Annotated in this window: 26 protein-coding genes; 4 read left to right on the forward strand and 22 right to left on the reverse strand. The window is 46.4% G+C overall.

Annotation, left to right across the window (positions count from 1 at the left end; all coding sequences use genetic code 11):
* Positions 1–127 precede the first annotated feature (127 nt).
* The 8 genes from ACY652_RS03515 to ACY652_RS03550 form a co-directional block, all read right to left on the reverse strand.
* Positions 128–334, reverse strand: coding sequence for a hypothetical protein (locus ACY652_RS03515; protein ID WP_462266584.1), 207 nt, complete (start codon positions 332–334; stop codon positions 128–130).
* 12 nt (positions 335–346) lie between these two features.
* Positions 347–1,777 carry a sigma-54-dependent transcriptional regulator gene (locus ACY652_RS03520; protein ID WP_462266585.1) on the reverse strand — a complete coding sequence of 477 codons (1,431 nt, stop codon included), beginning with the start codon at positions 1,775–1,777 and terminating at the stop codon, positions 347–349.
* A 117-nt stretch (positions 1,778–1,894) separates the two neighbouring features.
* Positions 1,895–2,674, reverse strand: a complete 780-nt coding sequence (locus ACY652_RS03525) for an enoyl-CoA hydratase/isomerase family protein (protein ID WP_462266586.1) — start codon at positions 2,672–2,674, stop codon at positions 1,895–1,897.
* Positions 2,675–2,678: 4 nt separating this feature from the next.
* Entirely contained in the window at positions 2,679–3,098 is a 420-nt protein-coding gene (locus ACY652_RS03530) for a cobalamin B12-binding domain-containing protein (protein ID WP_462266587.1), read from the reverse strand.
* A gap of 167 nt (positions 3,099–3,265) precedes the next feature.
* Positions 3,266–4,021, reverse strand: coding sequence for a 2-phosphosulfolactate phosphatase (locus ACY652_RS03535; RefSeq protein ID WP_462266588.1), 756 nt, complete (start codon positions 4,019–4,021; stop codon positions 3,266–3,268).
* Between the two features lie 45 nt (positions 4,022–4,066).
* Positions 4,067–5,146 (reverse strand): glycine cleavage system aminomethyltransferase GcvT, encoded by a 1,080-nt coding sequence (gcvT, locus tag ACY652_RS03540; protein ID WP_462266590.1) that lies wholly within the window; start codon positions 5,144–5,146, stop codon positions 4,067–4,069.
* Between the two features lie 39 nt (positions 5,147–5,185).
* Positions 5,186–6,406: a glycosyltransferase family 4 protein gene (locus ACY652_RS03545; RefSeq protein WP_462266591.1), complete on the reverse strand. Its 1,221-nt coding sequence runs from the start codon at positions 6,404–6,406 to the stop codon at positions 5,186–5,188.
* Positions 6,407–6,465: 59 nt separating this feature from the next.
* Positions 6,466–7,062 (reverse strand): ribonuclease HII, encoded by a 597-nt coding sequence (locus ACY652_RS03550; protein WP_462266593.1) that lies wholly within the window; start codon positions 7,060–7,062, stop codon positions 6,466–6,468.
* Between the two features lie 161 nt (positions 7,063–7,223).
* Here ACY652_RS03550 and ACY652_RS03555 point away from each other — a divergent pair, with 161 nt between their 5' ends.
* Positions 7,224–7,982, forward strand: coding sequence for an IS5 family transposase (locus tag ACY652_RS03555; protein WP_462266594.1), 759 nt, complete (start codon positions 7,224–7,226; stop codon positions 7,980–7,982).
* Between the two features lie 125 nt (positions 7,983–8,107).
* Here ACY652_RS03555 and ACY652_RS03560 read toward each other — a convergent pair whose 3' ends face one another.
* The 5 genes from ACY652_RS03560 to ACY652_RS03580 form a co-directional block, all read right to left on the reverse strand.
* Positions 8,108–9,346 (reverse strand): PP2C family protein-serine/threonine phosphatase, encoded by a 1,239-nt coding sequence (locus tag ACY652_RS03560; protein ID WP_462266595.1) that lies wholly within the window; start codon positions 9,344–9,346, stop codon positions 8,108–8,110.
* A gap of 35 nt (positions 9,347–9,381) precedes the next feature.
* Positions 9,382–10,533 carry an ABC transporter permease gene (locus tag ACY652_RS03565; RefSeq protein ID WP_462266596.1) on the reverse strand — a complete coding sequence of 384 codons (1,152 nt, stop codon included), beginning with the start codon at positions 10,531–10,533 and terminating at the stop codon, positions 9,382–9,384.
* Positions 10,534–10,592: 59 nt separating this feature from the next.
* Entirely contained in the window at positions 10,593–11,723 is a 1,131-nt protein-coding gene (locus tag ACY652_RS03570) for a glycosyltransferase family 2 protein (RefSeq protein WP_462266597.1), read from the reverse strand.
* A complete protein-coding gene (locus ACY652_RS03575) occupies positions 11,707–12,681 on the reverse strand; it encodes a lysylphosphatidylglycerol synthase domain-containing protein (RefSeq protein ID WP_462266598.1) in 975 nt (324 codons plus the stop codon). Before ACY652_RS03575 ends, ACY652_RS03570 begins: the two co-directional genes overlap by 17 nt.
* Positions 12,682–12,840: 159 nt before the next feature.
* Positions 12,841–13,686 carry a dienelactone hydrolase family protein gene (locus ACY652_RS03580; RefSeq protein WP_462266599.1) on the reverse strand — a complete coding sequence of 282 codons (846 nt, stop codon included), beginning with the start codon at positions 13,684–13,686 and terminating at the stop codon, positions 12,841–12,843.
* Positions 13,687–13,761: 75 nt separating this feature from the next.
* Here ACY652_RS03580 and ACY652_RS03585 point away from each other — a divergent pair, with 75 nt between their 5' ends.
* Positions 13,762–14,370 carry an HAD family hydrolase gene (locus ACY652_RS03585; RefSeq protein WP_462266600.1) on the forward strand — a complete coding sequence of 203 codons (609 nt, stop codon included), beginning with the start codon at positions 13,762–13,764 and terminating at the stop codon, positions 14,368–14,370.
* Positions 14,371–14,375: 5 nt separating this feature from the next.
* Here the strand turns inward: ACY652_RS03585 and ispF are convergent, their stop codons facing one another.
* The gene (gene ispF / locus ACY652_RS03590; protein WP_462266601.1) at positions 14,376–14,858 is read right to left on the reverse strand and encodes a 2-C-methyl-D-erythritol 2,4-cyclodiphosphate synthase; all 483 of its coding nucleotides are present in this window, start codon (positions 14,856–14,858) and stop codon (positions 14,376–14,378) included.
* 1 nt (position 14,859) lies between these two features.
* Positions 14,860–16,047 carry a type IX secretion system outer membrane channel protein PorV gene (gene porV / locus ACY652_RS03595; RefSeq protein WP_462266602.1) on the reverse strand — a complete coding sequence of 396 codons (1,188 nt, stop codon included), beginning with the start codon at positions 16,045–16,047 and terminating at the stop codon, positions 14,860–14,862.
* A gap of 219 nt (positions 16,048–16,266) precedes the next feature.
* Here porV and ACY652_RS03600 point away from each other — a divergent pair, with 219 nt between their 5' ends.
* Both ACY652_RS03600 and ACY652_RS03605 read left to right on the forward strand, forming a co-directional pair.
* Positions 16,267–17,943, forward strand: a complete 1,677-nt coding sequence (locus ACY652_RS03600) for an SUMF1/EgtB/PvdO family nonheme iron enzyme (protein WP_462266603.1) — start codon at positions 16,267–16,269, stop codon at positions 17,941–17,943.
* Between the two features lie 195 nt (positions 17,944–18,138).
* Positions 18,139–19,038 carry a S41 family peptidase gene (locus ACY652_RS03605; protein ID WP_462266604.1) on the forward strand — a complete coding sequence of 300 codons (900 nt, stop codon included), beginning with the start codon at positions 18,139–18,141 and terminating at the stop codon, positions 19,036–19,038.
* A gap of 8 nt (positions 19,039–19,046) precedes the next feature.
* On the opposite strand, the gene ACY652_RS03610 is transcribed toward ACY652_RS03605, so the two are convergent.
* The 7 genes from ACY652_RS03610 to ACY652_RS03640 all read right to left on the reverse strand — a co-directional run bounded on the left by ACY652_RS03610 (position 19,047) and on the right by ACY652_RS03640 (position 25,012).
* Positions 19,047–19,547 (reverse strand): acyl-CoA carboxylase biotin carboxyl carrier protein subunit, encoded by a 501-nt coding sequence (locus ACY652_RS03610; RefSeq protein WP_462266605.1) that lies wholly within the window; start codon positions 19,545–19,547, stop codon positions 19,047–19,049.
* 6 nt (positions 19,548–19,553) lie between these two features.
* Positions 19,554–20,171: a DUF4159 domain-containing protein gene (locus tag ACY652_RS03615; RefSeq protein ID WP_462268208.1), complete on the reverse strand. Its 618-nt coding sequence runs from the start codon at positions 20,169–20,171 to the stop codon at positions 19,554–19,556.
* A gap of 105 nt (positions 20,172–20,276) precedes the next feature.
* A complete protein-coding gene (locus tag ACY652_RS03620; RefSeq protein ID WP_462266607.1) occupies positions 20,277–20,990 on the reverse strand; it encodes a 16S rRNA (uracil(1498)-N(3))-methyltransferase in 714 nt (237 codons plus the stop codon).
* A 12-nt stretch (positions 20,991–21,002) separates the two neighbouring features.
* On the reverse strand, positions 21,003–22,343 hold the full coding sequence (locus ACY652_RS03625; RefSeq protein WP_462266608.1) for a hemolysin family protein: 1,341 nt from the start codon (positions 22,341–22,343) through the stop codon (positions 21,003–21,005).
* Positions 22,344–22,351: 8 nt separating this feature from the next.
* Complete coding sequence (locus tag ACY652_RS03630; RefSeq protein ID WP_462266609.1) at positions 22,352–22,897, reverse strand: inorganic diphosphatase; 546 nt, start codon at positions 22,895–22,897, stop codon at positions 22,352–22,354.
* Positions 22,898–22,918: 21 nt separating this feature from the next.
* Positions 22,919–23,572 carry a DedA family protein gene (locus ACY652_RS03635; protein WP_462266610.1) on the reverse strand — a complete coding sequence of 218 codons (654 nt, stop codon included), beginning with the start codon at positions 23,570–23,572 and terminating at the stop codon, positions 22,919–22,921.
* A gap of 57 nt (positions 23,573–23,629) precedes the next feature.
* The gene (locus ACY652_RS03640) at positions 23,630–25,012 is read right to left on the reverse strand and encodes an NADH-quinone oxidoreductase subunit N (RefSeq protein ID WP_462266611.1); all 1,383 of its coding nucleotides are present in this window, start codon (positions 25,010–25,012) and stop codon (positions 23,630–23,632) included.
* Between the last annotated feature and the right edge of the window lies 1 nt (position 25,013).

Consider the following 25,013-nt stretch of genomic DNA (forward strand, 5'->3'; position numbering starts at 1 on the left):
TAAAACAGCGTATTGTTCATAGCTGTTTCGTCAATCCACAAAAAAACATGCAGGGTATGGCTGGCTGGCTGCTCCTGTTGTGTATAATCAGGTAATTGAATGGTAATGTACAGGCGCTGGATGCCCTTTATTTAAAATTTTCCAACTGCTGGTTGATGGCCTGGCAGCTGCCCTCAATGGTATCTATGCAAAAAGAGGCATAAGCACCAACATCGCAAGCTGTAAGCTCGTACCTTAACTGGTCAATAGCCAGGTACATGTTGGATAACTGGTTTTTAATATCGTGCTTAAGTACACGCAATCTATCCGGTTCTTCGCTTTCTTCGGGCAGCATGGGTTAACTTTATTATTTGCTTAAGTTAATCGCTTTCATCTTATTGTACAGTGTTTTGCGGTCAATATTTAATATTTCGGCAGCCTTGGTTTTATTAAAGTTCACCTCCCGCAGCACCTTCAGAATAGTGCCGTATTCGGCTTCGAGCGCAGCATTCTTTAAATCGTGCCGGGGTTCTTTAGCAGCAGGCATATCGGCAGTTACCGCCTGTTCGGCCTGTAGCTGCTGGCGGCCCTGGTTATAGGTAGATATTTCGAGCGGCAGCGCTTTTAACTGTACCTCTGCCCCATCAGTAAGCAGGGCAGCCCTGCGCACCACGTTTTTCAGTTCACGAATGTTACCCGGCCAGCGGTAATGCAAAAAGCAATCTTCCACCTCGGCCGAAAAGGACTCTACCTTACGGCCCAGTTCCTGGTTAGCCATTTTCAGAAAATGCTCGGCCATCAGCATAATATCGCTGTTCCGCTCGCGCAGCGGCGGCATATGAATGCCGAATTCGTTGAAGCGGTGGTACAAATCTTCGCGGAAACGGCCTTTTTGTATGCCATCCTGCAAATTTTCGTTAGTAGCTACAATAATGCGTACATCAAGATTTATTTCTTTGGTGCTGCCTATGCGCTTTACCTTACGCTCCTGTACGGTGCGCAGCAGCGCGGCCTGTATATCGTAAGAAAGGTTACCTACTTCATCTAAAAACAGCGTACCGCCGTTGGCCATTTCAAAATGCCCTATCTTGGTATATAAAGCGCCGGTGAATGAGCCTTTCTCGTGCCCGAAAAATTCACTTTGCGCCAGCTCTTTGGTAAGCGAGCCACAATCCATAGCAATGAAAGGCTGATCAGCACGGGGGCTGTTGAGGTGAATGCTCTTGGCTACAGATTCTTTACCTGTGCCGCTCTCACCCAGTATGATTACACTGTAATTGGTAGGCGCAATCAGTTCAATCTGGCTCAGCAGTTCTTTGGAGGCCCGGCTGTTACCTACCACAAACTCATTGGCCAGCACTTGCTTTTTGCCCTCTTTAGCCGGCTTGGCCGATATTACAGCGGCTGTTTCCAACTGTGGGTCAACCACCAGGGCATTGTGTGTTTCAATGGCCTTGTTAATTGTATTTAAAATCTCATCCGGATACAGCGGCTTGGTGATGTAATCATAGGCGCCCATTTTAATCAGCTCAACCGCCATTTTAATATCAGAATAGCCGGTGATGATAATTACCCCTGTAGCCGGGTACTGCTGCTTTATCAGCTTCAGCATTTCGCGCCCGTCGGTATCTTCCAGCCTGAAATCGCAAAGTACAAGGTTGTATTTTTCAGATTTCAGGTATTCCATAGCACTGGCTCCGCTGGCTGCCGTAGTAACATTAAACCCGTTCCGGGTTAAAAACCTCGATAGCAGCAGGGAGGTGTTTACCTCATCGTCAACAATTAAAATCCGGTTCATATCATTAGTATCAGACTTGTATTTTTTGGCAGATAACAGGTTGAAGAAGTTTCAAATGTAAACTTAATCAAATTGGGCAAAAAATACCACAGTTTAACCGTTTTGATTCCCGAATATTTATTTATTTAAAAAATCAGGCTTGCGTTTTTGTAAAAAAGCAGCTGTACCCTCCTGCATATCGGCTGTGCCAAAGCATCCGGCAAACAATTTAACTTCAACCTCGTAACCGTTTACGGGCCGACCGGCAGCATTAACTGCTGTAATTGCAGAAGCCAGGGCAGCCGGCGAATGATGGAGCATTTTACTCAACAGTTCTTCGGCTTTGGGTAATAAATCTGCCTGCGCTACTGTATAATTTACCAGGCCGCAGCCTTGCGCTTCGGTAGCAGTGAGCATGGCGCCGGTAAGTATCAGTTCCATAGCCTTGCCCTTACCTGCCAGTTGGGTTAAGCGCTGCGTACCGCCATAACCCGGAATAAGGCCAAGCGAAACTTCGGGCAAACCCATTTTAGCGTTATCTGCTGCTACCCTTACATGGCAAGCCATAGCTAACTCTAAACCACCGCCCAAAGCAAAACCGTTTATAGCTGCAATAACCGGCTTAGGTGCATTCTCAATAAAACTGAACACCTGCTGCTGGGCGGTGCGTGCCAGTTCTTCGCCCTGACGAACATTAAGGTTGGCCAGTTCTGCAATATCGGCACCGGCTACAAAAGCCCTGGTGCCCGCACCGGTAATAATCAGCCCCCCAATGGCTGCATCCTCTACTGCACCTGATAAAGCTGAATGCAGTTCATTCAAGGTAGCCCGGTTCAGCGCATTAAGTTTGCTTTCGCGGTTAATAATAATATATCGTATGCGCCCCTTATCTTCAATGCGCAGGTTCTCAAATTCCATGCTGTTAAAAATTGCGGTACTGGTGCACCCAGCCGGTAATGTATTTTACAATATCGCTGGTACTGGTTCCGGGCGGAAAAAGTTCGCCTACGCCCATATCTTTCAGTTCCTGCGCATCGGCCTGCGGTATAATGCCCCCGCCGGTAAGCAGTACATCATCCATACCTTTTGCCTTTATCAAATTGATGATTTTCGGGAACACCGTCATGTGGGCACCAGAGAGTATGGAGATACCAATCACATCCACATCCTCCTGTAAAGCGGTATTTACTACCATTTCGGGCGTTTGGCGCAGGCCGGTGTAAATTACTTCCATACCGGCATCGCGCAGGGTGGTGGCAATAATGCGCGCACCGCGGTCGTGCCCGTCGAGGCCTACTTTGGCTACCAATACACGTATCGGGCGGTTAAACTGGTTACTCATTTATGTTGAACGAGTTTGGGTAGAGCGGTAAATGTACAAAGTTTTGCCCAATTTGCAGGCTAAGCTGAAAAGCAATCGGCCACTCAAAGCCTATTCCTTAAAAAGACGAAGCGGCACTCTGTTGAAAGCGCCGCTTTGTTGCATAACCAAAATTGTATTATGCGGTATCAAATGTCTTTTAAGGCCACCAGTTTTTCGCCCTCCAGCACCGGTATGGCTGTAGAAATGTCTACATTGAGGCAAAAGGCAACATCTTCTTCGATGCCCAGCTTTTTTAATCGTTCGCCGTGCGATGTTTTTTTCAGGTAACCGCTCAGGTCATCTTTGCCTGACTGGTATAAATCATTAGCGGCAATGGCCGGGTCGTCCAGTTTTACGCTGCCGGCTTTTAGCTGTTCTACCACAGCCCCGGCAAACAGGGTATCTTCGAGGTTGAAGTTATTTTTCCAGCCGGCACATACCAGCAATATATTTCCCTGTTGTGTTTTCAGCCAGTTGCACAATGCGGTAAGATTCAGAAATGACCCAATAACTACCCGTTTTGCACTACGCGACAAATGCAGGGCATGGGTGCCGTTTGTGGTAGTGAGCACCACCGTTTTACCCGCTACCTTTTCGGCGGTGTAGGCGAATGGCGAATTGCCAAAATCAAAGCCGGTTACCACCTCGCCGTTGCGCTCGGCCGCCAGCAGGTAATCTGCTCCCTTTTCGCGGTAGGCGGCACACTCCTCTACCTGCGAAACCGGTATAATAGCGGCTGCACCATTATCAATGCCGTAACATATAGAAGATGTGGCCCTGAAAATATCTATAATCACTACAATATATTCCTCTACGTTGTAGAGTGGCAGTAAAGCCGGAGTGAGGCAAACTTCGAGCTTTGCCCCCCGGCCCCCAAAAGGGGGAGTAGAGTTTTTATCCATATAAGATTTCTATAGCAGTTCCCCCTTCAGGGGGCGGAGGGGCATTTATTTATAAAACGGCGGCTTTACAATTTGCGCCTTTACTTTGTTATCGCGGATCTTAATATAGATTTCGGTTCCTTCCTTAGCAAAGTCAGCGCTTACATAACCCATACCGATAGCTTTTTGTAACGATGGCGACTGCGTACCGGAAGTTACCTTGCCAATAACATTGCCCTCAGCATCGGCAATTTCATAATCATGGCGTGGAATGCCGCGTTCCAGCATTTCAAAGCCAACCAGTTTTTTACTTACGCCCTGCTGCTTCTGTGCCTTCAGGCTTTCGGCATTGGTGAAGTTCTTGGTGAACTTGGTTACCCAGCCTAATCCGGCTTCCAGCGGCGAGGTAGTATCATCTATATCATTCCCGTACAGGCAAAAGCCCATTTCAAGGCGAAGGGTATCACGTGCCCCCAGCCCGATAGGTTTAATACCGTATGGCTCGCCGGCTTTAAAAATGGCTGCCCAAACTTCCTGTGCGTGCGCGTTATCCACATAAATCTCAAACCCGCCTGCACCCGTATAACCCGTGGCCGATACCAGTACATTATCCACACCGGCAAATTTGCCTTTACTGAACGTATAGTATTCCATAGAGGCCAGATCCAAGTCTGTAAGGCTCTGCAGGGCTTCGGCTGCTTTTGGACCCTGTACAGCCAGCAGCGAAGTACGGTCGGAGATATCTTTCATTTCCACCCCGTTGGTATTGAACTTACTGATCCAGTTCCAGTCTTTTTCAATGTTAGAGGCATTTACCACCAGCATATAGGTCTTCTCATCAACCCGGTATACCAGCAGGTCATCTACAATACCACCCTCCTCATTGGGCAGGCAGGAGTACTGCACTTTACCGTCGTACAATTTGGCTGCATCGTTACTGGTTACCCGTTGTATCAGATCCAGCGCCTGGTCACCCTTCAGGATGAACTCACCCATGTGGCTTACGTCGAATACGCCTACGGCTTTGCGTACCGTATCGTGCTCGGCATTAATGCCTGCATATTGTACCGGCATGTTATAGCCTGCAAACGGAACCATTTTAGCGCCCAGTTGAGTATGGGTATCAGTAAGTGCAGTATTTTTCATTAAAACAGTGTTTTTGAGGCCACAAAAGTAAGAAATTAACTAACTTTTCGCAGCTAAAACCTGCTCATAAAAGCCCAGCAGCTTTTGGGTTACCACATTGATGTTATGCTGCTGCTCTACCAGCAGGCGGGCGTTATGCCCTATGGTTTTGCAATACTGCTCATCGGCAATGCAACGCCTGATGGCACGGGCAAACTCCTCGGCCGTATTGGCAATCAGTATATTTTTGCCATGCTCATAGGCAATGCCCTCAGCACCCAGCGCTGTAGAGATGATACATTTCTGCATGGCCATACCTTCTACAATCTTAACCCGCATACCGCCGCCTGATAGCAGCGGCACAATCATAATGGCTTTGCTGTTCACAAATTCAAGCGCATCATCCACCTCGCCCTGAATGTAGATTTTGCCCATTACCTCATAATCATCAAACCGCTCGGGAATATCGTTGCCGGCCACATAGAGGCGTACATTTAACTCTCCGTTGGCAAGGGAAGTATAAAAGTTATCCAGAAACCACTCGATTCCCTCACGGTTGGGCATCCAGTCGAGCGAACCTAAAAAGAACAGGCTCGGAAATTCTATTTTGTCCGGGTTACACCTGTACTGCTCAACGTTTACGCCAACCGGTAAAATCTCTACCGGCACCCTGGCGCCATAATACAGCATGCTACGCTTGTCCTGCTCGGTGAAAGCGCCTATGGCATCAAAATTATTCAGTTGCTGAACTTCGTAATTTTTAATGCGTTTGGCAATCTGGCTGAGATAAAACCGTTTGAACGGATCGCGCTTCTGGGCGGCCAGCCGCTGCCATACCTGGTGCTCAATATGGTGAGCCCGGTAAATGAGTTTTGCCTTTGATATTTTACGTAATGCCGGAAGATAAGTAGCTACAAATAGCCCTTCGAATTGGACGATGTCGTAATCGTTTATTTTTATTTCGTTAACAAGGGCACGCTCAAATGCCTGGCTGTAAAACCGCTCTACATTTTTAGCTCTGCGGCCAAAGATGTTGGCTACAGCCTGCCCGATAGAAATGCTGATATCTACCGGAATCACCCGGTAATTAATCTGCCTGATGAGCTCATCATCATAGCTGTTGGTAGCGGCAGGATGCTGTGAATTGCGCCTGGGATTGAGTGAAAATAACGATACCTGATGCCCCAGGGCCACAAACCCCCGGATGGTGTTGCCTATAACAATAGGGTAACCTCCGTTTTGCGGAAACGGCGGGCGGTGGGTAATCACAAGTATCTTCACAGCAGGAATAATCGGTTGATAACAAATGTATCAACGTTGCCGGCCTTATGCAAGGTATTTTATAAAATACGCAGTTGCGGGTTGGTAACCCTGAAGGTACGCCGGTGATGCGGGGTGTAGCCGTACTGCAAAATACTGTTGCGGTGCTGTATGCTGGGATAACCCTTATTGCTCTGCCAGTTATATTCAGGGTACTGCGGCGCTAATTGCAGCATATAATCATCACGGCAGGTTTTGGCCAGTACCGATGCCGCCGCAATGCTGTAATATTTACTATCGCCTTTTACGATGCACTGATGCGGTATATTTGGATAAGCCTTAAAGCGGTTGCCATCGATAATTAAAAATTCAGGAGCTATCGCTAACTGCTCAACAGCGCGGTGCATGGCCAGGAAGGAAGCGTTCAGTATATTGATTTCATCAATTTCGGCAGCGCTCACCGAGGCTACAGCGAAGGCCAGCGCCTGCTGTTCAATCTCGGGGCGCAGCTGATAACGCTGGGCTTCGGTAAGCTGTTTGGAATCATTCAGCAGCGGATGGCTGAAATCAGCCGGTAATATTACAGCAGCTGCAAACACAGGCCCCGCCAGGCAACCCCGGCCTGCCTCATCGCAGCCGGCCTCTGTAAGTGTATGTTGGTATCTGGCTTGAAGCACTCTTTTAAGTTAAAAGTGAAAATTCAAAAATCAAAAAAAGAAACTTCGGTATTCTTAGAGACTGTCTAAAAACGGTATTTGAACATTTATAAAGGGGAAAAGAGCTGTCCGCAGGTGTGGTTAAGAAGTACTAATTTTGAATAACGACAAACAGAATTAGTATGACAACCTACCCGAGTAACCTAACGGACAGCCAGTGGCAATATATTGCAAAGTTTTTAGATGTGCAACGCCGCAGGAAGCATGCTTTGCGCGAGGTAATGAATGCGATACTGTACCTGATTAAATCCGGCTGCCAGTGGCGGATGCTGCCTTCGGACTTTCCCAACTGGAAGATCGTTTACTATTACTTTTCGGTCTGGAACAAAAACGGCTTGTTTGGACTCATGCAGGAAGCCCTGGTAGAAAAGACCAGAAAGCAAAGCGGCAGAAAAGAGCAGCCTACTACGGGCATTATGGACGCGCAGAGCGTTAAGTCTTCTTTAGTGAGCAGCCAAGAGCGCGGTTTTGATGCAGGTAAGCGGGTGATGGGTATCAAGCGGCACATCGTAACGGACACTTTAGGACTGGTGCTGGCGGTAGTTATTCATAGTGCCTCAGTGCAGGATAGAGACGGCGCCCGGCTGGTGATGGAAAAGCTCAAGCAATACTGGCAAAGCATCCGTCTGCTTTTTGCCGATGGTGGTTACCGGGGGAAACTGGTAGACTGGGCTAAACAGCACTTTACGATAAGCTTGCAGATTATCAGGCGCGACAAACTGCATACCTTCAAGATACTGCCCAAGCGGTGGATCGTCGAACGTACCTTTGCCTGGATTGATGCTAACCGCAGAAGCGCAAAGAATTATGAACGCCTGACCCTAACCAGCCAGGCCATCGTCCAACTTGCCGCTATAAGAATTATGATTAACCGTTTTTAGACAGTCTCTAAGTCAGGAACAAGTTTTAATGATAGTAATATTGCTGCCAATTTTTAACAGGCACATGTAAATTTGTATCCAAGAGATTTTTTGAATTTTGACTTTTGAATTTTGACTTTATCCGCCTACGTAACTCTCAGCGTAAGCAGCGTAATATCATCAATAGGTTTGCATTTGATCATCAAATTCAGGTGGTCCATCAAAGTCTGGTTAAACTTGTCTGGAACAAGATTTCCATTAGCAATAACAAAATCAATCAGCGCCTCTTCGTTCCAATCATTCCTTATATCGGCTTCGTAATCCATCAGCCCGTCGGTATAATTAAAAATAAGGCTGTCAGGCTCTACATCAATTTCGCCTTGGTTAATGAAGGGCAGCTCATTAAACACCCCAATCATGGTGGTGCCCAGCTTTAAGGGTATCGCCTCGCCTTTTGCGTATAAAATAGATGGATTGTGCCCTGCGTTAATGTAGTTCAGCTTTCTTGTTTCCTCATTAAACCTGGCCAAAAACAGGGTAATAAAACGCTCGCCTTTGGTATTTTGGATTACAATATGGTTCAGGCGCTCTATAACCGTTGTTAAATCCTCCTCTACGGTGGCCCAGGCCCGCAGGCTGGCCTGAAAATTAGCCATCAGCAGTGCGGCCGATATGCCCTTGCCTGATACATCGGCAATACACCACAAAAATTCCTTATCGTTAAGCCGTACAAAATCGAAGTAATCACCGCCGATATCCTGGTGCGGCAAGTAACGGGCGCCAATCTCTACTGCCGCATCTTTATGCGGCTTTACCGGAATCAGCATATTCTGCACTTCTGCGGCCAGCTCCATTTCGCGCTGAAAACGTTCGGCCTGCAAGCGCTCACGAAATAAACGCTTATTCTCTAAAGCCACTACAATAACATTAATCAGCGTTTGTACAAAGTTAAGGTCATTGTTAAGCATGTCGCCCGTGGTGTTAAAATCACCAATAAGGGCATAGGCCAGCGCCTTACTTTTATGAAAAAAGGGAATAAAGTAATTATACTGGCTAAGCAGCGGATCGGCATGGTTGGCCAGAGCGGTAAGCCGCTTTGCCTTCTTAAGCTGCAAACAAGCCTGTGCCAAAGACGATAACGGCTCCATTGTACCGCCATATTTAGCCAAACAAATATATTTACCTTCTTTTTCTACCAGAAAGCGCAGCTTACCCACCTTCAGGTAGTTTTGCAGGATTACCTCCAGCATTTGGATAAGTACCGGGGTAGAAGAGTTTTTGTTAATAGCCCGGGTAACTTCGAGCAGTGAGTTTAACTCGGATTGCCGCTTTAGCAGCAACTGAATTAACTCGCCTTCGCCTGAACTATTTTCAAAACCTTGCATCGAACGTATAAAGCCCTAAAATAAATAAATATTCATTAGATGCGCACACTTTGTGATTTTACGTCAAAAGCATCGCGCAAGCCTACCGTTACCATGCTAAACGCATACACCATCAGCATAATGGCCAGGCCGGGTAACAAGGCCAGGTAGGCGGCATCCATAATGATATAACCATAATGCTCCTTAATCATACTGCCCCAGGTGGGCATGGGCGGCTGCGCACCAAAGCCCAGAAAGCTCAGCCCGGCCTCCAGCAATATGGCGGCGGCAAAATTAGATGAAGCCAGTACCAGTACCGGGCCGGTGATGTTGGGCAATATATGCCTGCTGATAATGCGCAGGTTGCTGTAGCCTAACGCGCGTGCTGCCTCAATATATTCTGCTTGTTTAAGGCTGATGACCTGCCCGCGTACCAGCCGGGCCACCTCCACCCACATGGATAGCCCTACGGCAATAAAAATTTGCCACAAGCCTTTGCCTAAAGCAAAAGAAAGGGCGATAACCAGCAGCAGCGCCGGCAAGGCCCAAAGCACATTCATTAACCAGCTTAACCCATTGTCCAGCCAGCCGCCGTAATACCCGGCTGCTGCCCCTATGGTAATGCCTATAAGCAAACTGATAATTACCGCCATCAGCCCCACTGATAGAGATACCCGCGCACCTAAAATAAGGCGGCTCAGCAGATCGCGCCCGTAAATATCTGTTCCCAGCCAGAAGGTGCGGCTGGTAATCTGAGTTCTTTCAATATGGCTTTGCAGGATTTCATCCCTTTTATTTTCAGGTAAATACTTGCCTGCTACTTCGGCAAGTGCATACGCTTTGAATTCCGGCTTATCCTCATCACTGATGTATTGCTTCACAAAAATAGAATCACGCTGAAACCTGTACCCGGTAATGGGCACTTCCTGATAAAAAGCCGGCTGGCCAAACAGCATCTTCTGCACTACATTCAGTGTGTCTACCGGTTCGGCTTTGCGGATGCGCAGCATCATAAATTTAGCGCCCGGCCTTTTCACCGTTAGCTGCAAGGTCATGCTATTGGCGTTGGGCGTATCATCAGGCATAATCAGGTAGCCCAGCAAGGCGGCCAGTATGGTAAAGCCAATAATAAGCAGCCCGGCCATGGCCGTATTATTGCGGCGGAAGCTTTTCCAGGCTTGCTGTGCGGGCGTTAGTGATTGGCTCAAAACAATGTGTGGTATCGTAGCTGGTTAAATATCGCTTTTAAAGCCGTGTTATCAAAGAATTAACGTACTACCCTGCCTTTCCAGGCATACTTGCTGGTATTGCCAATCAAGCCTACATATACAAAATAAAAAATATGAATAGGCGACAGCAGCAGCAGCAGCGGCAATAAACCGGTACGCTTAAAAAATGCAGTAATCGGCAACAGGAAAGCGGCTTCGAAACAATATTTGAGCAGTAACTGAAAGGCAAAAAGTTCTAAAAAACAGATATTAAAGCACCCCATTAACGCATTTGCCAGTAAAGACAGGTTGAACAACCAGATGCACACCGCCAACGCCACCACTTTTTTATCTTTATACTTGGTAGACTTTGAGGCCCAGCGGCGGCGCTGCTGCAAAAATTCCTTTAAATCGGGCTTGGCTTCCGTATAAACAATAGCTTCTTCTTTTTTCAGAAATCCGATTTTGCCGGGATATTGCTCTGCCACCTTTTGCAGCAGCAGTTCGTCATCGCCGGAGGCTACATCATCAATACCCTTAAAGCCGCCTACCGCATAGAACACGTCTTTACGGTAAGCCAGGTTGGCGCCGTTGCAGGTGGATGCACGGCCGTTACCAATAAAGGCTGCGCCTATACCAATCAGGTAAGAAAACTCCAGGGTCTGCAAACGCTCGAACAAAGATTTCTCCTGAAAGTACGTCACCGGCGACGAAATCATTACCGGACGCTCCGCCTCATAATAACCCACTACGCTGGCCAGCCATTGCGTCCCCATGCGGCAATCAGCATCGGTAGCTACCAGTAACTCACCGGCTGATAGCTTGATTACCTCAGTAATGGCTTTCTTTTTGTAAGAGTTCAATTTTTCACTCTCGTTTAACTGCAGTAGTTTTACGCCCTGGTCGGCATAACTGCGCACAATAGTTGCCGTGGCATCGGTGGAATGATCATCAGCCACAATAATTTCCAATAGCTCCCTGGGATATTGTTGTGCCAGTATATCTTCAATGGTATGCCTGATGTTAGCTTCCTCATTGCGGGCGGCCATCATTACCGTTACCCTGGTGCTGAAGTTTTGAGCAGCCGCTTTCGGCCGCTTCAGGGCAGCCCAGCCCCTGATGAGGTAGATGAGCACTACCAGATACAATCCGGTAAGCAGCAGTACAATAAAGCTATACGTTGTTATCAAAGAATTTTAGTTTTAAAACAAATACCGAACCCAGCACCGCAGGCACAATCAGGTTAATGAACCAGATAGAAGCCACCGCCGCAATAGCCGCCAGGTGCTGATGGGTTACATAAGCAAACAGCGTATCGGCCGTGGCAGTACGCACCCCTATATCCAGCAGATCTATAGAAGGCAGCGCCGATTGTACAAAGAACACAATAAATACGAAAAGATAGGTCTGATAGGCCGGTATTTCGGGAATCAATAAATGCACTACGAAATAATACTGGGTGGAGAACACCGCAAAACGGGCCAAACAGAAGCCCATTACCCGTGTGAGTTCGGCCAGCCGGTATTTGCGCATGATGTCGAAAAAACGGTGAAATTTTTTGAGCGGCTTTATACTGTTCAGCAGGCCGGCCAGCCACCGGATATTAAAGTAGAACAGGATAAAGAACAGCATAAAGCCAACCACCAGTATGGCCACCCCCACAAACAGCCAGCTTTGCAGATGCTGAAACTGGTACAAAAACCACAGTATAGCCCCCGCCCCTACTACATTGGTAACCACGTTTTGCCCGAAAGAGCCTACCGCCATAGCAAATACGCCGTAGATGCGTTTGCGTGGCGGCAGGTACATTACCCGCCCTCCGTATTCGCCTAAGCGGTTGGGGGTAAATATGGCAAACGTTAACCCGCAAAATACGCCCTCAATAGCCTGCCACGCGGTGATGGGATGCAGCCTGCGGGTTAGATATTTCCATTTAAAGGATTCCAGCACCCAATTGATCAGCATAAATATGACCACAACCGTAAGGGTAACCCAAACGGCTACCGTATTGACGTGGCTGATGAGCTGCCGGAAATTGTGCAGATCGTTCTTATTGGTAAGCTGACGGTAGATATAGGTAAATGCGAACAGCAATATGCCTGCCTTGAGCAGCCACGACGTTAGTTTTTTGGCTCTTGCTGTTAACACCCGGTAGTATTTTGTGCAATGTTAAATAAAAAGAGGAAAGAACCAAGAGGCAAGAATTAAGACGCTAATCAAGATAAAAGTATCTCATCCTAAAATTGAGCAATATTAATATTGACTGTTGAAGTCTTGGTTCCTGGCTCTTACTTCTTGACTCTCTTTTTACAGCCGCTTCTTCAGATAAGCCAATGTGTAGCTATAGGCTTCCTTAGTAGCTTCGCTGTTATAGATAGGGTTACTGGGATTGGCAAAGCCGTGGTCGGCATCATACTGGTGCAGGTATAAAGTTTTACCGGCCTTTTCCATGTTTTCTTTAAACTGCGCTACCACCTTGGTGTTGATAAACTGATCCTTGTTGGCAAAGTTACCCAGCACATCAGCATGCAGGGTTTTGAGTTTTGCTACCTCCTGTTCGGGCATACCATAGTACATTACGCAGGCCACATTTTGCTTACCGGCCAGCAAAGCGCTCTGCAAACTCCAGCCGCCGCCGAAGCACCAGCCCAGCGTTCCTATACGTGCCTTAGGTCCGGCATAAGCCAAAGCCCCTTTAATTATCGCCTGTGCACGTTCTTCCTTTACCGCCTGCATGTATTTACCGGCATCATTACGGTTATCGGCCACTTTACCGTCATACAAGTCTAAGGCAATTACATTTACATTGCCCAAGTCGTTGTATAGTTTTTCGGCCTCATGCTTGATGAAGTCGTTCAACCCATACCACTCATGAATGACCAGCAGGTAATTTTGCGTAGGCTTTTTGGCTTTCAGCTCCCAGGCATTAGCCTGGCTGCCATCCGGCGTTTTGTAAGTAATAACTTTCCCGATGCTACTTTGAAAATGATAACGTTTTGGATTAAGATGCGCCCGGCGAAAGGTTTCGGTGGAAGCCAGCATGGCAAACTGCTGCGTAGCACCCGGCTTTTTTATGCAGCAGGCCATTTTACTTTGCGCCATTACCGCATAGCAGCCTAAAAACAGCATAAAGGAAAGAATCAATTTTTTCATAAGCTGGGAGTGTTTGATGTTTAAACACAGCTAAGATACCTGAATTGTGCATATATTTTGAAATCTTTGCAGGCAATGGAGCATACCGGAAAACTTGAGCAGCTAACCAAATTAAGCGAAGGCGACTTTAAAGCCTTCTTATACGATTGCGACGGCACCCTGGCTGATAATATGCAGGCGCATAAAGACACTTATATACGGGTAGCCGCCGATAAAGGCGTAATGATGGATGGCAGCATTATAGATGAGTTTGCAGGCCTGCCCATTGTAGAAGTAATTGGCAAAATAAACGCCCGTTATAATGCTACTTTAGATGCCGATGAATTTTATACTTTAAAGTACAAGCTGTTTTATGAAGAGTATATAGAACACACGCGGCCCATTGACTATGTGGTGAACCACCTGAAATGCCACGCCGGTAAAATGCGCATAGCCGTAGTTAGCGGCAGCAGCCGGGCTACCGTAATGAAGACGCTAAGCGTGTTAGGTATTGATCACCTGATAGAAGTACTGGTATGCAGCGGCGAAACCGAACGTGGCAAGCCTTATCCTGATCCCTTTCTGGCAGCGGCCGAACAGTTGGGCGTGCCACCGCACCAATGCCTGGTGTTTGAGGACGGGCAGGCCGGTACGCAGGCGGCAGATGCTGCCGGTATGCGCTGGATACGTATTGACCAGATTTAAAGTTTTTATTCGCGTTCGATGAGGCAAACGGCATAGGCCACCACGCCCTCCTGGCGGCCAATAAAGCCCATTTTCTCGTTGGTGGTAGCTTTTATCGAAATATCGTCCTCCGGTATACCCGCAGCCTGGGCAATCTGCTGTTTCATGGCCGGGATATGCGGGTTGATCTTGGGCGCTTCGAGGCAGATCATGGCATCAATGTTGCCAACGGTATAATTTTTCTCTTTCAACAGTTCTACCACATGCTGTAACAGAATAAGGCTGCTTATGCCCTTCCAGCGGTTATCAGTATTTGAAAAATGGTAGCCAATATCGCGCAGATTGGCAGCGCCCAGCAGGGCATCGCAAATGGCATGTACCAGTACATCAGCATCCGAATGGCCATAGGCGCCGGCATGATGCTCCAGCTGCACACCGCCCATTACAAACGGGTGCCCTTCCTTTAGTTCGTGCACATCAAACCCGAAACCTGTTCTTATCTTAGCCATATTACTTTATTCCTCCAAAATTTGCACTCAGGCCAAAACGAAGGGTGTTGGCCAGGGCGCTGCGCTGCTGGCTTGCGGCCAGATACGATACATCAAACTGGTAATTGAGATATTTAAACCCGGCACCCAGCGTTACATACTGGCGGTCGCCTTTGTTGGGGTTTTCGTAAAAATACCCTCCCCTTATTGAGAACTGCTTGTTATAGGTATACTCCACACCACCGGCATAGCTGATTTCTCTTAGCTCCTCCCTAAAACCGCCGGGCGCATCAGTAAATGAGCCGAATATACCTGCCGGTACAGAACGGTTGTCATCACGCCCGCTGACGATGTTACCATTATTGTCGCGTACCGGGGGCGTGGGCACCAGCAGCTTGTTTAAATCCAGCAATACGGTGAGCTCATTATAATCATCCAGGTACCAGGTATTGGCCGCCCCAATGCGCAGGTTAGCCGGCAAAAAATATTTCTGCCCCTGATCAGTATAACTGATTTTGGAGCCGATGTCAGATATGTTGATTCCTAAGGCGAATATGGCATCCTTGCCAAACTGCTGCGTAGGCTTACGGTAATAACCGGATATATCAGCACCCAACGCGTTGGCCGGGCGGGTTTGCTGTGTGCCTAAAAATGCGCCGTTAGCCAAACTGGAATGAATGTATTTTAATGATAAACCCAATGATAGGTTTTCGCCAAACTTACGGGCAAAGGAGCCGCCTACAGAAAACTCGTTGGGGCGGTAACTGCCCAGATCTGCCCCGTTGCGGTCGGTAAGATTAATGGTACCTAAATTGAAGTAGCGTAACGCTAAGCCTACACTGTTGCGGTTATCAATTTTATGTGCGTAACTCAAAAATGCCAGGTTTACATCGGGTACCAACTGGCGCAGCCAGGGACTATAAGTGGCCGAAACTGAATTTTTATCGTCCAAAAAAGCAAGCTTTGAGGGGTTCCAGTAATTGGCATTTACATCGGGCGAAAGCGCTACGCCGGCATCGCCCAATGCGCCGGAACGGGAATCTGGCGCAATAGTGAGAAACGGAACAGCGGTGGTAATAGCAGTGCCGCTACTGCCGTTAGTACTGGTTCCGCCAGGCCCAACCACCTGCTGTGCGGTGGCCAGTACGGGCAGGCAGCAAAGGCAGGTATATATAATTAGTTTTTTAAAACCAGGTATAAGTTTAATCATGCGCAGTGAATGATGAATAATGCAGGCTGCTAAATATAAGTTTCTATACGTAGCTGCATTCCTCAAAGTTTATTTTTTTTAAAATAACGCTTAAAGGTAACATAAAAGCCTAGTTTCCGTTAACAGCATCAAATCTCAACCGCCCTTATCAAGGCCAAAATTTTGATTTAAAGAAGGATAATATTATTTATATTTACTGTCTGATATAGTTTAAATTATATGAAGTTTAACTTTATACATATCGCTTGTGTGATGCTTGGAGTGGGGGCGCTGGTGAGCAGTTGCAGCAAACCTCTGAAATCGCAAAAAACCGGCATGGCATATAACGATAAGAATAACGGTGGTTATATGCGTTTCCGGCAGGTGCATCCGGCACCTGGCCCCGGCTTAATTCCTATCGAGGGCGGTACTTTTGTTTTAGGCGGCAGCGCCGACCAGGATGTTACCTACGATTATAACAATACCCGCACACGTGTTACGGTAGCTTCTTTCTACATGGATGAAACTGAAGTATCTAATCAGGACTGGCTGGATTACCTGCACTGGATCAGCATTACTTTTCCTGACGACCGCGAGTTGTATTATAATGCTACTCCTGATACACTGGTGTGGCGCCGTCCGCTTTCCTACAACGACCCCTATGTGGATAATTACCTCCGCCACCCTGCCTTTCAGGATTATCCGGTGGTGGGCGTAACCTGGGAACAGGCGCAGGAGTATTGTATATGGCGCACCGACCGCATGAATGAAAACATATTGCGCGAACGCGGTCAGCTGGCCAACTGGAAAGATTTTTCGGGCAATGGCAAGGCAGGCGCCAATCAAACCGCTGCCGGCGCCAATGCTTCTACTCAGCCTTTTAACACGGATATCTACCTGAACGGCCAGATTAAAGGCCAGGGCATCGACGGTAAAAAGATGCTGACAGATTTGAACCCGAATGCCAAATCAGCTACCGGCGCTACTACCGGAAAGGCCGGCAGGCCAACCCGTACCGTGCGCCTTGAAGATGGTATCCTGAAATCGGGTTACCGCCTGCCTACCGAGGCAGAATGGGAATATGCCGCACTGGGCCTGGCTGGCAATACCGAGTTTGAAAATATTAATGCCGGTAAGGTTTACCCGTGGAACGGCATGGGCGTGCGCTCGCCGCAACGCAAGACCCGGGGCATGATTTTGGCTAACTTTAAACGTGGCAAAGGCGATAACATGGGTGTAGGCGGTTACCTGAACGATAAGGCCGACATTACCGCTCCTGTACGCGCTTACCAACCCAACGACTTTGGCTTGTATAACATGGCTGGTAATGTAAACGAGTGGACACAGGATACCTACCGCCAAATGTCTTTTGAGGATGTAGAAGATTTCAACCCATTCCGTGGTAACGAGTATGCCAACAAGCGCCTGGCCGATCCGGCTAAAGGGCTTTATGCAAAGGATAAATACGGCCGCCCGATTAAAGATCCGGCAAAATCAAACCGTAAATTAAAGTGGGGCGAGTTTACGGCGCAGCAACAGGGCAGCACTACCGGAAGTGCTAATGGTAATGCGCCCAATGCCACCGCCGCCCCGGGCACACAAACTGCAGCTGCCAACCCGTCTATTGCAGGCAAACCTTATGATCCTGATTTCAGGGGGTATGTAGATTCGGTAAATACTTCTTTGTATGGCACCACTACCCTGGTAAATAATCACTCAAAAGTATACAAGGGCGGTTCATGGAACGATCAGGCCTTCTGGCTGAACCCGGCTACCCGCCGTTTTTTAAGCCAGGATGATGCTAGTGCCGAAATTGGTTTCCGTTGCGCCATGAATATGGTAGGTGCACCCGAAATTCACCCGAGCGGCAAGCCGCACTTCAGTGTTAAAAAACCAAAAGAATTTAAGGCGAAGTAATTGCTTAAATATCATTAGAAAAAGGCTGCTTAATGAGCAGCCTTTTTCTATATTTGAGTATAGCTAACCAATTTTAACAATAAAATGCGTTACAAAATCATACTGTTTTGCATCAGTTGTATAATTAGCATTTCAGTAAATGCCCAACAATTAGCCGATTCTATTAAAAGCCACTTAGATTCAGCCTTACTGATTATGCAGCAACATTCATTTTACAGCAAAAATGTAAATTGGAGTAAGCTTCGCCAAGATACCTATAACAAAGCGGCAGGCGCTAAAACCAAAGCTGAAACTTCAGTTGCTATTTCAGATGCCTTTAAGGAATTAAATGACAGGCATGGTATGTTTGCACAATACAAGTACGAATTCAGAGTGCATGATAGTACTTTTATAAAAAGACTTTCGCCTGAGCTGCTTTATGAATGGAAGAAAGGAGTAAAAGTCAAGATTCAAATGCTGGGAGATGTAGCCTATTTGTTAATGCCATCTATGCCAGTGGGTACTCAACCTGATATTGATAGAGAGGCTAACCTGCTTAACGACTCCATAGCTAAACTGGCTACGCAACACCCTAAAGCGTGGATAATAGATTTGCGCCTGAATGGTGGCGGTAACTTCAGGCCTATGCTTGGTGGTATCAGCTCTTTCTTTGATAATGGTGTTATCTTTTCATTTTTAGATAAGGACCGAAAATCAACTAACCCTGTTTCTTTTGATAACGGGCAGATGATGATTGACAAGATTGTACAATGTAACATCAAAACTGCGCTTACCCCTATGCATCAAGTTAACATAGCTGTACTTATCGGCCCCGGAACAGGGAGTTCGGGCGAGGCAACAGCTCTTGCCTTACAATTAAGAAAGCATACTAAACTGATAGGTACACCTACTGCTGGCTATACGAACTCCACTCAAGGTTATTGGTATAATAATGGTGCAACTTACTTTTTACTCACCACTGCGCGTTATGGCGACAGAAACCGAAATTACATGCCGGTACAGTTACAGCCTGATATCGCAATAGAAAGTAATAACCAGTTCAGTAATATTTTAACTGATAACGTGGTACAGGCCGCACTAAAATGGTTAAGATAAAATAGATTTCACACAAACTGCAGCAGCACCTGCCCTTTCTCCACTTTATCCTGCGCAGAAATTTTAACCGCTTTTACTACAGCATCGGCAGGGGCCTTGATGATGTTTTCCATCTTCATGGCTTCCAGTATAAACAGGTTCTCACCTTTCTTCACTTCACTGCCTTCCTGCACAAACAGTTTGAGTACCAGGCCAGGCATAGGCGCTTTTAATTCGCTTATTTTAGCACTGTTCAGGTTACTTAATCCCATCTGCTCCAGCAAGGTATCAAACTGATCCCTGGCGGTAATGTGATAAGTGTTGCCGTTTACCTTAATCTCGGCTGTTTTAGCCGCTCTATCCATATTTACCACTTCGGCCCGATAAGATTTGTTTTGATACAGTACATGGTAAAGCTGTGCATTCAGTTGCTGTATATCGGCATTGGTTTCAACGTCGTTAACTACGATGCCTTCATTGGTGTTATCAATGGTAAATTTATATTTCTGGTTGGCGGTGATGGTAAGCATATCTTTTTATTGGGTAAGTGCATATTGCACCAGATTAGCGCCCATTTGCAGGGCTTTGGTGCGGGTTTCCTGGCTGTCGCCGGCATAGGTGCCGTAATCTTCCCAGCCGTTTCCTAAATCGCATTCATAATCATAAAAACATACCAGCCGGCCTTTATAGATCAGCCCGAAGCCTTGCGGCCGTTTGTTGTTATGTTCATGCACTTTAGGTAACCCGTCAGGGAAATTATATTTCTGATGATATACAGGATAGTTTAACGGAAGCTCTGTAAAGGTCAGCTCCGGAAACACCTTTTTCATTTGTGAGCGGATGAACGGATCTAACCCGTAATTATCACACACATGCAAAAAACCGCCGCCAATCAGGTATTTCCTGAGGTTGCGGGCTTCCTGGTCAGAAAAGGCTACGTTGCCATGACCGGTCATGAATATATAAGGATAATTGAATAGTGTGGCACTGCCTACTTCCACAATATCCTCCTGCGGCTCAAAATTGGTTTTCAGGTTATCGTTGCAAAACCTTATCAAATTGGTAAGCGCGGTACGGTCGCCGTACCAATCGCCGCCGCCGTTGTATTTCAGGCGGCCCAGCTTATAGGCAGGGGCATGAAAACTGTACAACAGTAAACAAGCTATAACAGCATAAACCCAGTACTTCACCTTCACCTTTAAAGTTTTAACTAAGCTATAAAAAGTTAGCAGTGCATTACAAACGCATGGTACAATTTATCAACACCTGTTCAATAAATTAATTTCAAAACAGGCCGCCAGTGCGGCAGTTTCGGTACGCAGGCGGCTTTGCCCTAAAGTAATGGGCTGATAACCGTTTTGTACAGCCAGGGCAACTTCATCTTCAGTAAAATCACCTTCAGGGCCTATCAATATAACATAGTTTCCGTGTACGTTTGCCGCTGATTGCAGGGTAGTTCTAACTTCGCCAGAAATACAATGTGCAATAAATTTCTGACCGGTAAAGGGACGGGTAACCAGTTGCTGAAACGAAACCGGCTCATGAAGCAGCGGATGGTAGGCTTTGAGTGATTGTTTAACAGCAGAAGTAACTATTTTATTCAAACGGTCAACCTTAGCTTCCTTCCGTTCCGATCGTTGTGTGATAGGAAAAGACACCTCATCAACACCTAATTCAGTCGCCTTTTCCAGAAACCACTCAATGCGTTCAATATTCTTGGTGGGCGCTACGGCAATGTGCAGGTAGTGGTTGCGCTTTTGGTATTCATGCTGTACCTTTTTGATATGCAGCATAGTGCGCTTAGGGTGCGCATCTATAATCTCTGCCCAGAAAAGATTGCCTTTACCATCAACCAGCTGCACTTCATCCTTAAGCTGTAAGCGCAGTACGCGGATGCTGTGTTTGCTTTCTTCTTCGCTTAGCTGATAATGGGTAGCGTTGGGTAGAATGTCAGGCGTATAGAACAACTGCATACTTTACTTTGCTTAATGCAGGTCTACGGTATCTTCGTCATTGAGCAGCAATTCCAGTTTCACCGACTCAATGTTCTGGTCTGATTTGCGCAGCACGGTAATATCATAGCCGTTGGCTTCCTTCTGTTCTCCTACGTCTGGTATCTTTCCGAAAATCTCACCCAGCCAGCCCGAAACGGTATCAAAATCACCATCCTCCGGCAAGTCATGCGGCAAGTGGCCGTTTACATCATAAATGGGCGCTAACGCATTTACAATAAACTCACGGTCGCTCAGCTTTTCTACAATAGGTTTTTCCTCGTCATACTCATCCTGAATCTCGCCTACCAGTTCTTCCACAATATCTTCCAGCGTAACCATACCGGCTGTGCCGCCAAATTCATCCAGTACAATGGCAATCTGAATACGCTTCTGCTGCAGCTCCGCCATCAGGTCATTGATCTTTTTGGTTTCCGGAATAAAGTAAGGCTTGCGGATAATATCTTTTAATTCTATATCCACCTTGCGCACCATAAGCGGTAAGATATCCTTGGTATGCACGATACCTACAATTTTGTCAATTACATCATCATACACCGGCATACGCGAGTAACCTTCAGTAATCAGCGTTTCCAGCAGCTCTTCCTTATCAGTATTAATGTTAACGCCCGAAATACGGGTACGCGGCACCATAATGTTTTTAACTACGCGCTCATTAAAATCAAAAACGTTTTTAATCAATTCATGCTCGCTTTGGTCAAGCGCACCACTTTCCTTACCTTGATCCAGCAGGTACTGCAACTCTTCCGAACTGTGCAGGCTTTCTTCTCCGGCTACTACCTGCACACCAAATAATTTAAGGATAAACGTAGCAAAGGTATTCAGCACCCAGATAAATGGCCTGAATACAAGGAAGAAGGCACGAAGCGGTAATGCCACCGACATGGCGGTACGTACAGACCGTTGTATGGCCAGCGTTTTGGGAGCTAACTCTCCAAAAACAATATGTGATACGGTAATGATAATAAAGCCGATGATATGGCTGGCGTTGATAACTACTTTGGAAGTAATGGTTAAGCCTACAGCATTAAAGGCATGAAGCATAATGTTGGTGGCCACTTCCTCGCCCACTACGCCTAAGGCAAGCGAGGCAATGGTAATGCCCAGCTGCGTAGCAGCCAGGTAACCATCTAAATTATGCATTATACCCCGCGCTACCTTGGCCATACGGCTACCAGCCTTGGCCTGAATTTCTATCTGAGAGCCTCTTACTCTCACCATAGCAAATTCGGCAGCTACAAAAAAGCCATTTAACAGAACCAAAAATATGGTTAGAAATACAGAGAACAGGCTAATATCGTGTTCGGGGGCCATTAAATCAGTTATTGGTATGCAGGGAAAGTAGAATTGTACAATTCTATACTTTCATTAATTACTTTAAGCGCATACGGCTTACCCATTAAATGCTCAATGGTTACGTTTTTTCCTTCCAGCTTTTTATAATCCTGAAAGAAACGCACAATTTCTTTCATGGCATGCGGAGGCAGCTCATTCAGGTCATTAATATAGTTAACCGACATATCGTTGTTGGCTACAGCAATTATTTTATCATCCTGTTCACCATTATCTACCATGTGCATCACACCAACCACTTTGGCCTCGATCATCGACATCGGAAACACATCTACGGAACACAATACCAAAATATCCAGCGGGTCTTTATCATCACAGTAGGTTTGCGGAATAAAGCCATAATTAGCCGGATACATTACGGATGAAAACAGCACACGATCCAGCTTTAATAAACCGGATTCCTTATCAATTTCGTATTTAGCCTTTGATCCTTTCGGAATTTCAATAATAGCGTTAACAATTTCGGGCACATTGTCGCCCATAGATACCTGGTGCCAGGGATGTTGAGTACTCATTCTTATACGGTATAATTTGTTTTAAGTGTTAATGTTTGTTTCATCAGTATGTTTTACACCTGCCTTTTTAAAAAAGGCAATCAGCAACGGTATGGTGGTTATGCTAATAAGGCCCAGCACTATCCATTGCAGGTAATTGTGCAGCCCCGGATAGGTTTTCCCTAAATAATAACCCAGCAGTGTAAGCGTACATACCCACGCTACACTGCCTACAAAATTATATAAAGTAAACTTTGCAAAGCTAACTTTTACTACGCCTGCAAAGATAGGGGCAAAAGTGCGGATGATAGGAAAAAACCTGCCCAATACCAAAGCCATGCCACCATACTTCTGGTAAAATTCTTCGGCCATGATAACATACCTGCGCTTATAAAACAAAGATTCATTGCGCTTAAACAACATAGGCCCCGTTCGGTAGCCGAACAGGTAGCCAGTATAGTTGCCTAATATCCCTGCGGCAATTAACCCTGTTACAAGCACATAGATAGATACATCCAGTACATTGGTTGCACAAAAAAGGCCGGCCATAAATAACAGATAATCTCCGGGCAGGAAGAAGCCGAAAAACAAACCGGTTTCAGCATATACCACTATCAGCAGCAGGTAAAAGCCCCCTTTGCCTATAATTGCCTGTGCATCGGTGAGGTTGCGTAGATGTTCCCAGATACTATCCATTCGTGCTGTAAATGTAAAACTACAAATATTAAACGGTTTTGTAGTAACAGCTACGGATTAAATAAGGTTGGTGAGCACACCCGGATAAATGCCGATAACCAATGTAATCACCGCGGAGAAGCCCAATACAAACTGGTAATAGCCAGGTACGGTAAGCGCAGTTTCATCGGCCTGAGTGCGGAAATACATAGCTATAATAACCCTGAAATAGTAATAAATACTTACAATGGCATTAATTACGGCTATAATTACCAGCCATATCTGATAGCGCGACATAGCACCGTAGAACATGAAAAATTTTCCTATAAAACCTGCAGTAAGCGGTATACCCGCTAACGACAGCATAGCAATAGTTAGCACCAAAGCCAGGAAAGGATTGCGTTTGCCCAAGCCATTAAAACTCTCAAAATTATCATTACCGGTCTGTTTCTGCACCAGCAGTAATACGCCAAAGGCAATTATGGAAGCTATTGAATAAGCCGTAGCGTACATGAATACCGCATTGCCTGATGCTGAACTTAAAGCCACAATGGCAAACAGCAGATAACCGGCATGGGAAATACTGGAGAAGGCCAGCATCCGTTTAAAGCTTTGCTGATATAAGGCTGTAAAGTTGCCAATGAACAGGGTAAGTATAGTAATAACCAGCAGCGTAGGCGACCAGAAACTGGCTACGGATACAAAGCTGGCCGCAAACAAACGCAGGAATGCGGCAAAGCCGGCAGTTTTTACCACCGTAGACATGAAAGCGGTAATCAGTGTAGGCGAGCCTTCGTATACGTCTGGCGTCCAGAAGTGGAAAGGTGCCGCACCTACCTTAAAGCACATACCCACAATCATCAGGATAATACCGGTGTAAAATAGTGGTGCTGTATTATGCGGGTGCATCAGCGCCCAGTTGCGGATACCTTCTAAGTTGAAAGAACCAGTGGCGCCATAGATCAGGGCAATACCAAATAACAGAAAACCGGTAGAAAAGGCACCCATCAGGAAATATTTTAATGAGGCTTCGTTAGACGCAAAATCGCGCTTGCGGATACCGGCAAGGATGTACAAGCTTACCGACATAATCTCCAGCCCGATAAACAGCATGGTTAAATTATAGAACGATACCATCACCACGATACCAGCCAATGCAAACAGCAAAATGGCGTAGTATTCGGCTACATTATCACTAATCTGTTCGAAGTAGCCCTTAGAGAGCATTAATATCAGTATGGTAGATACAATGGCTACTACCGAAAACACAATGGCATAGTTATCAAACAGCATCATGCCGTTATAGATAGGCACTGCGTTGCTGTTCCATTGCAGCACGGCCAGGCCCAGTGCTACCGCCAGTCCGGCAATAGCCACCGGCAGCAATGCATTTTTTATCTTATATAAACCCAGGTAAAGTAACACGATGGGCAAAAGAGCAATTACAATCAGCGTATTCATT

Source organism: Mucilaginibacter sp. (genome assembly GCF_965200995.1).
Classification (GTDB): Bacteria; Bacteroidota; Bacteroidia; order Sphingobacteriales; family Sphingobacteriaceae; genus Mucilaginibacter.

What these genes read in the sequence shown, in the direction of transcription:
- ACY652_RS03515 (WP_462266584.1), bottom strand. Translation starts at nt 334, where the DNA reads ATGCTGCCCGAAGAAAGCGAAGAACCGGATAGATTGCGTGTACTTAAG.
- ACY652_RS03520 (WP_462266585.1), bottom strand. Translation starts at nt 1,777, where the DNA reads ATGAACCGGATTTTAATTGTTGACGATGAGGTAAACACCTCCCTGCTG.
- ACY652_RS03525 (WP_462266586.1), bottom strand. Translation starts at nt 2,674, where the DNA reads ATGGAATTTGAGAACCTGCGCATTGAAGATAAGGGGCGCATACGATAT.
- ACY652_RS03530 (WP_462266587.1), bottom strand. Translation starts at nt 3,098, where the DNA reads ATGAGTAACCAGTTTAACCGCCCGATACGTGTATTGGTAGCCAAAGTA.
- ACY652_RS03535 (WP_462266588.1), bottom strand. Translation starts at nt 4,021, where the DNA reads ATGGATAAAAACTCTACTCCCCCTTTTGGGGGCCGGGGGGCAAAGCTC.
- gcvT (WP_462266590.1), bottom strand. Translation starts at nt 5,146, where the DNA reads ATGAAAAATACTGCACTTACTGATACCCATACTCAACTGGGCGCTAAA.
- ACY652_RS03555 (WP_462266594.1), top strand. Translation starts at nt 7,224, where the DNA reads ATGACAACCTACCCGAGTAACCTAACGGACAGCCAGTGGCAATATATT.
- ACY652_RS03560 (WP_462266595.1), bottom strand. Translation starts at nt 9,346, where the DNA reads ATGCAAGGTTTTGAAAATAGTTCAGGCGAAGGCGAGTTAATTCAGTTG.
- ACY652_RS03580 (WP_462266599.1), bottom strand. Translation starts at nt 13,686, where the DNA reads ATGAAAAAATTGATTCTTTCCTTTATGCTGTTTTTAGGCTGCTATGCG.
- ACY652_RS03585 (WP_462266600.1), top strand. Translation starts at nt 13,762, where the DNA reads ATGGAGCATACCGGAAAACTTGAGCAGCTAACCAAATTAAGCGAAGGC.
- ispF (WP_462266601.1), bottom strand. Translation starts at nt 14,858, where the DNA reads ATGGCTAAGATAAGAACAGGTTTCGGGTTTGATGTGCACGAACTAAAG.
- porV (WP_462266602.1), bottom strand. Translation starts at nt 16,047, where the DNA reads ATGATTAAACTTATACCTGGTTTTAAAAAACTAATTATATATACCTGC.
- ACY652_RS03600 (WP_462266603.1), top strand. Translation starts at nt 16,267, where the DNA reads ATGAAGTTTAACTTTATACATATCGCTTGTGTGATGCTTGGAGTGGGG.
- ACY652_RS03605 (WP_462266604.1), top strand. Translation starts at nt 18,139, where the DNA reads ATGCAGCAACATTCATTTTACAGCAAAAATGTAAATTGGAGTAAGCTT.
- ACY652_RS03610 (WP_462266605.1), bottom strand. Translation starts at nt 19,547, where the DNA reads ATGCTTACCATCACCGCCAACCAGAAATATAAATTTACCATTGATAAC.
- ACY652_RS03620 (WP_462266607.1), bottom strand. Translation starts at nt 20,990, where the DNA reads ATGCAGTTGTTCTATACGCCTGACATTCTACCCAACGCTACCCATTAT.
- ACY652_RS03625 (WP_462266608.1), bottom strand. Translation starts at nt 22,343, where the DNA reads ATGGCCCCCGAACACGATATTAGCCTGTTCTCTGTATTTCTAACCATA.
- ACY652_RS03630 (WP_462266609.1), bottom strand. Translation starts at nt 22,897, where the DNA reads ATGAGTACTCAACATCCCTGGCACCAGGTATCTATGGGCGACAATGTG.
- ACY652_RS03635 (WP_462266610.1), bottom strand. Translation starts at nt 23,572, where the DNA reads ATGGATAGTATCTGGGAACATCTACGCAACCTCACCGATGCACAGGCA.
- ACY652_RS03640 (WP_462266611.1), bottom strand. Translation starts at nt 25,012, where the DNA reads ATGAATACGCTGATTGTAATTGCTCTTTTGCCCATCGTGTTACTTTAC.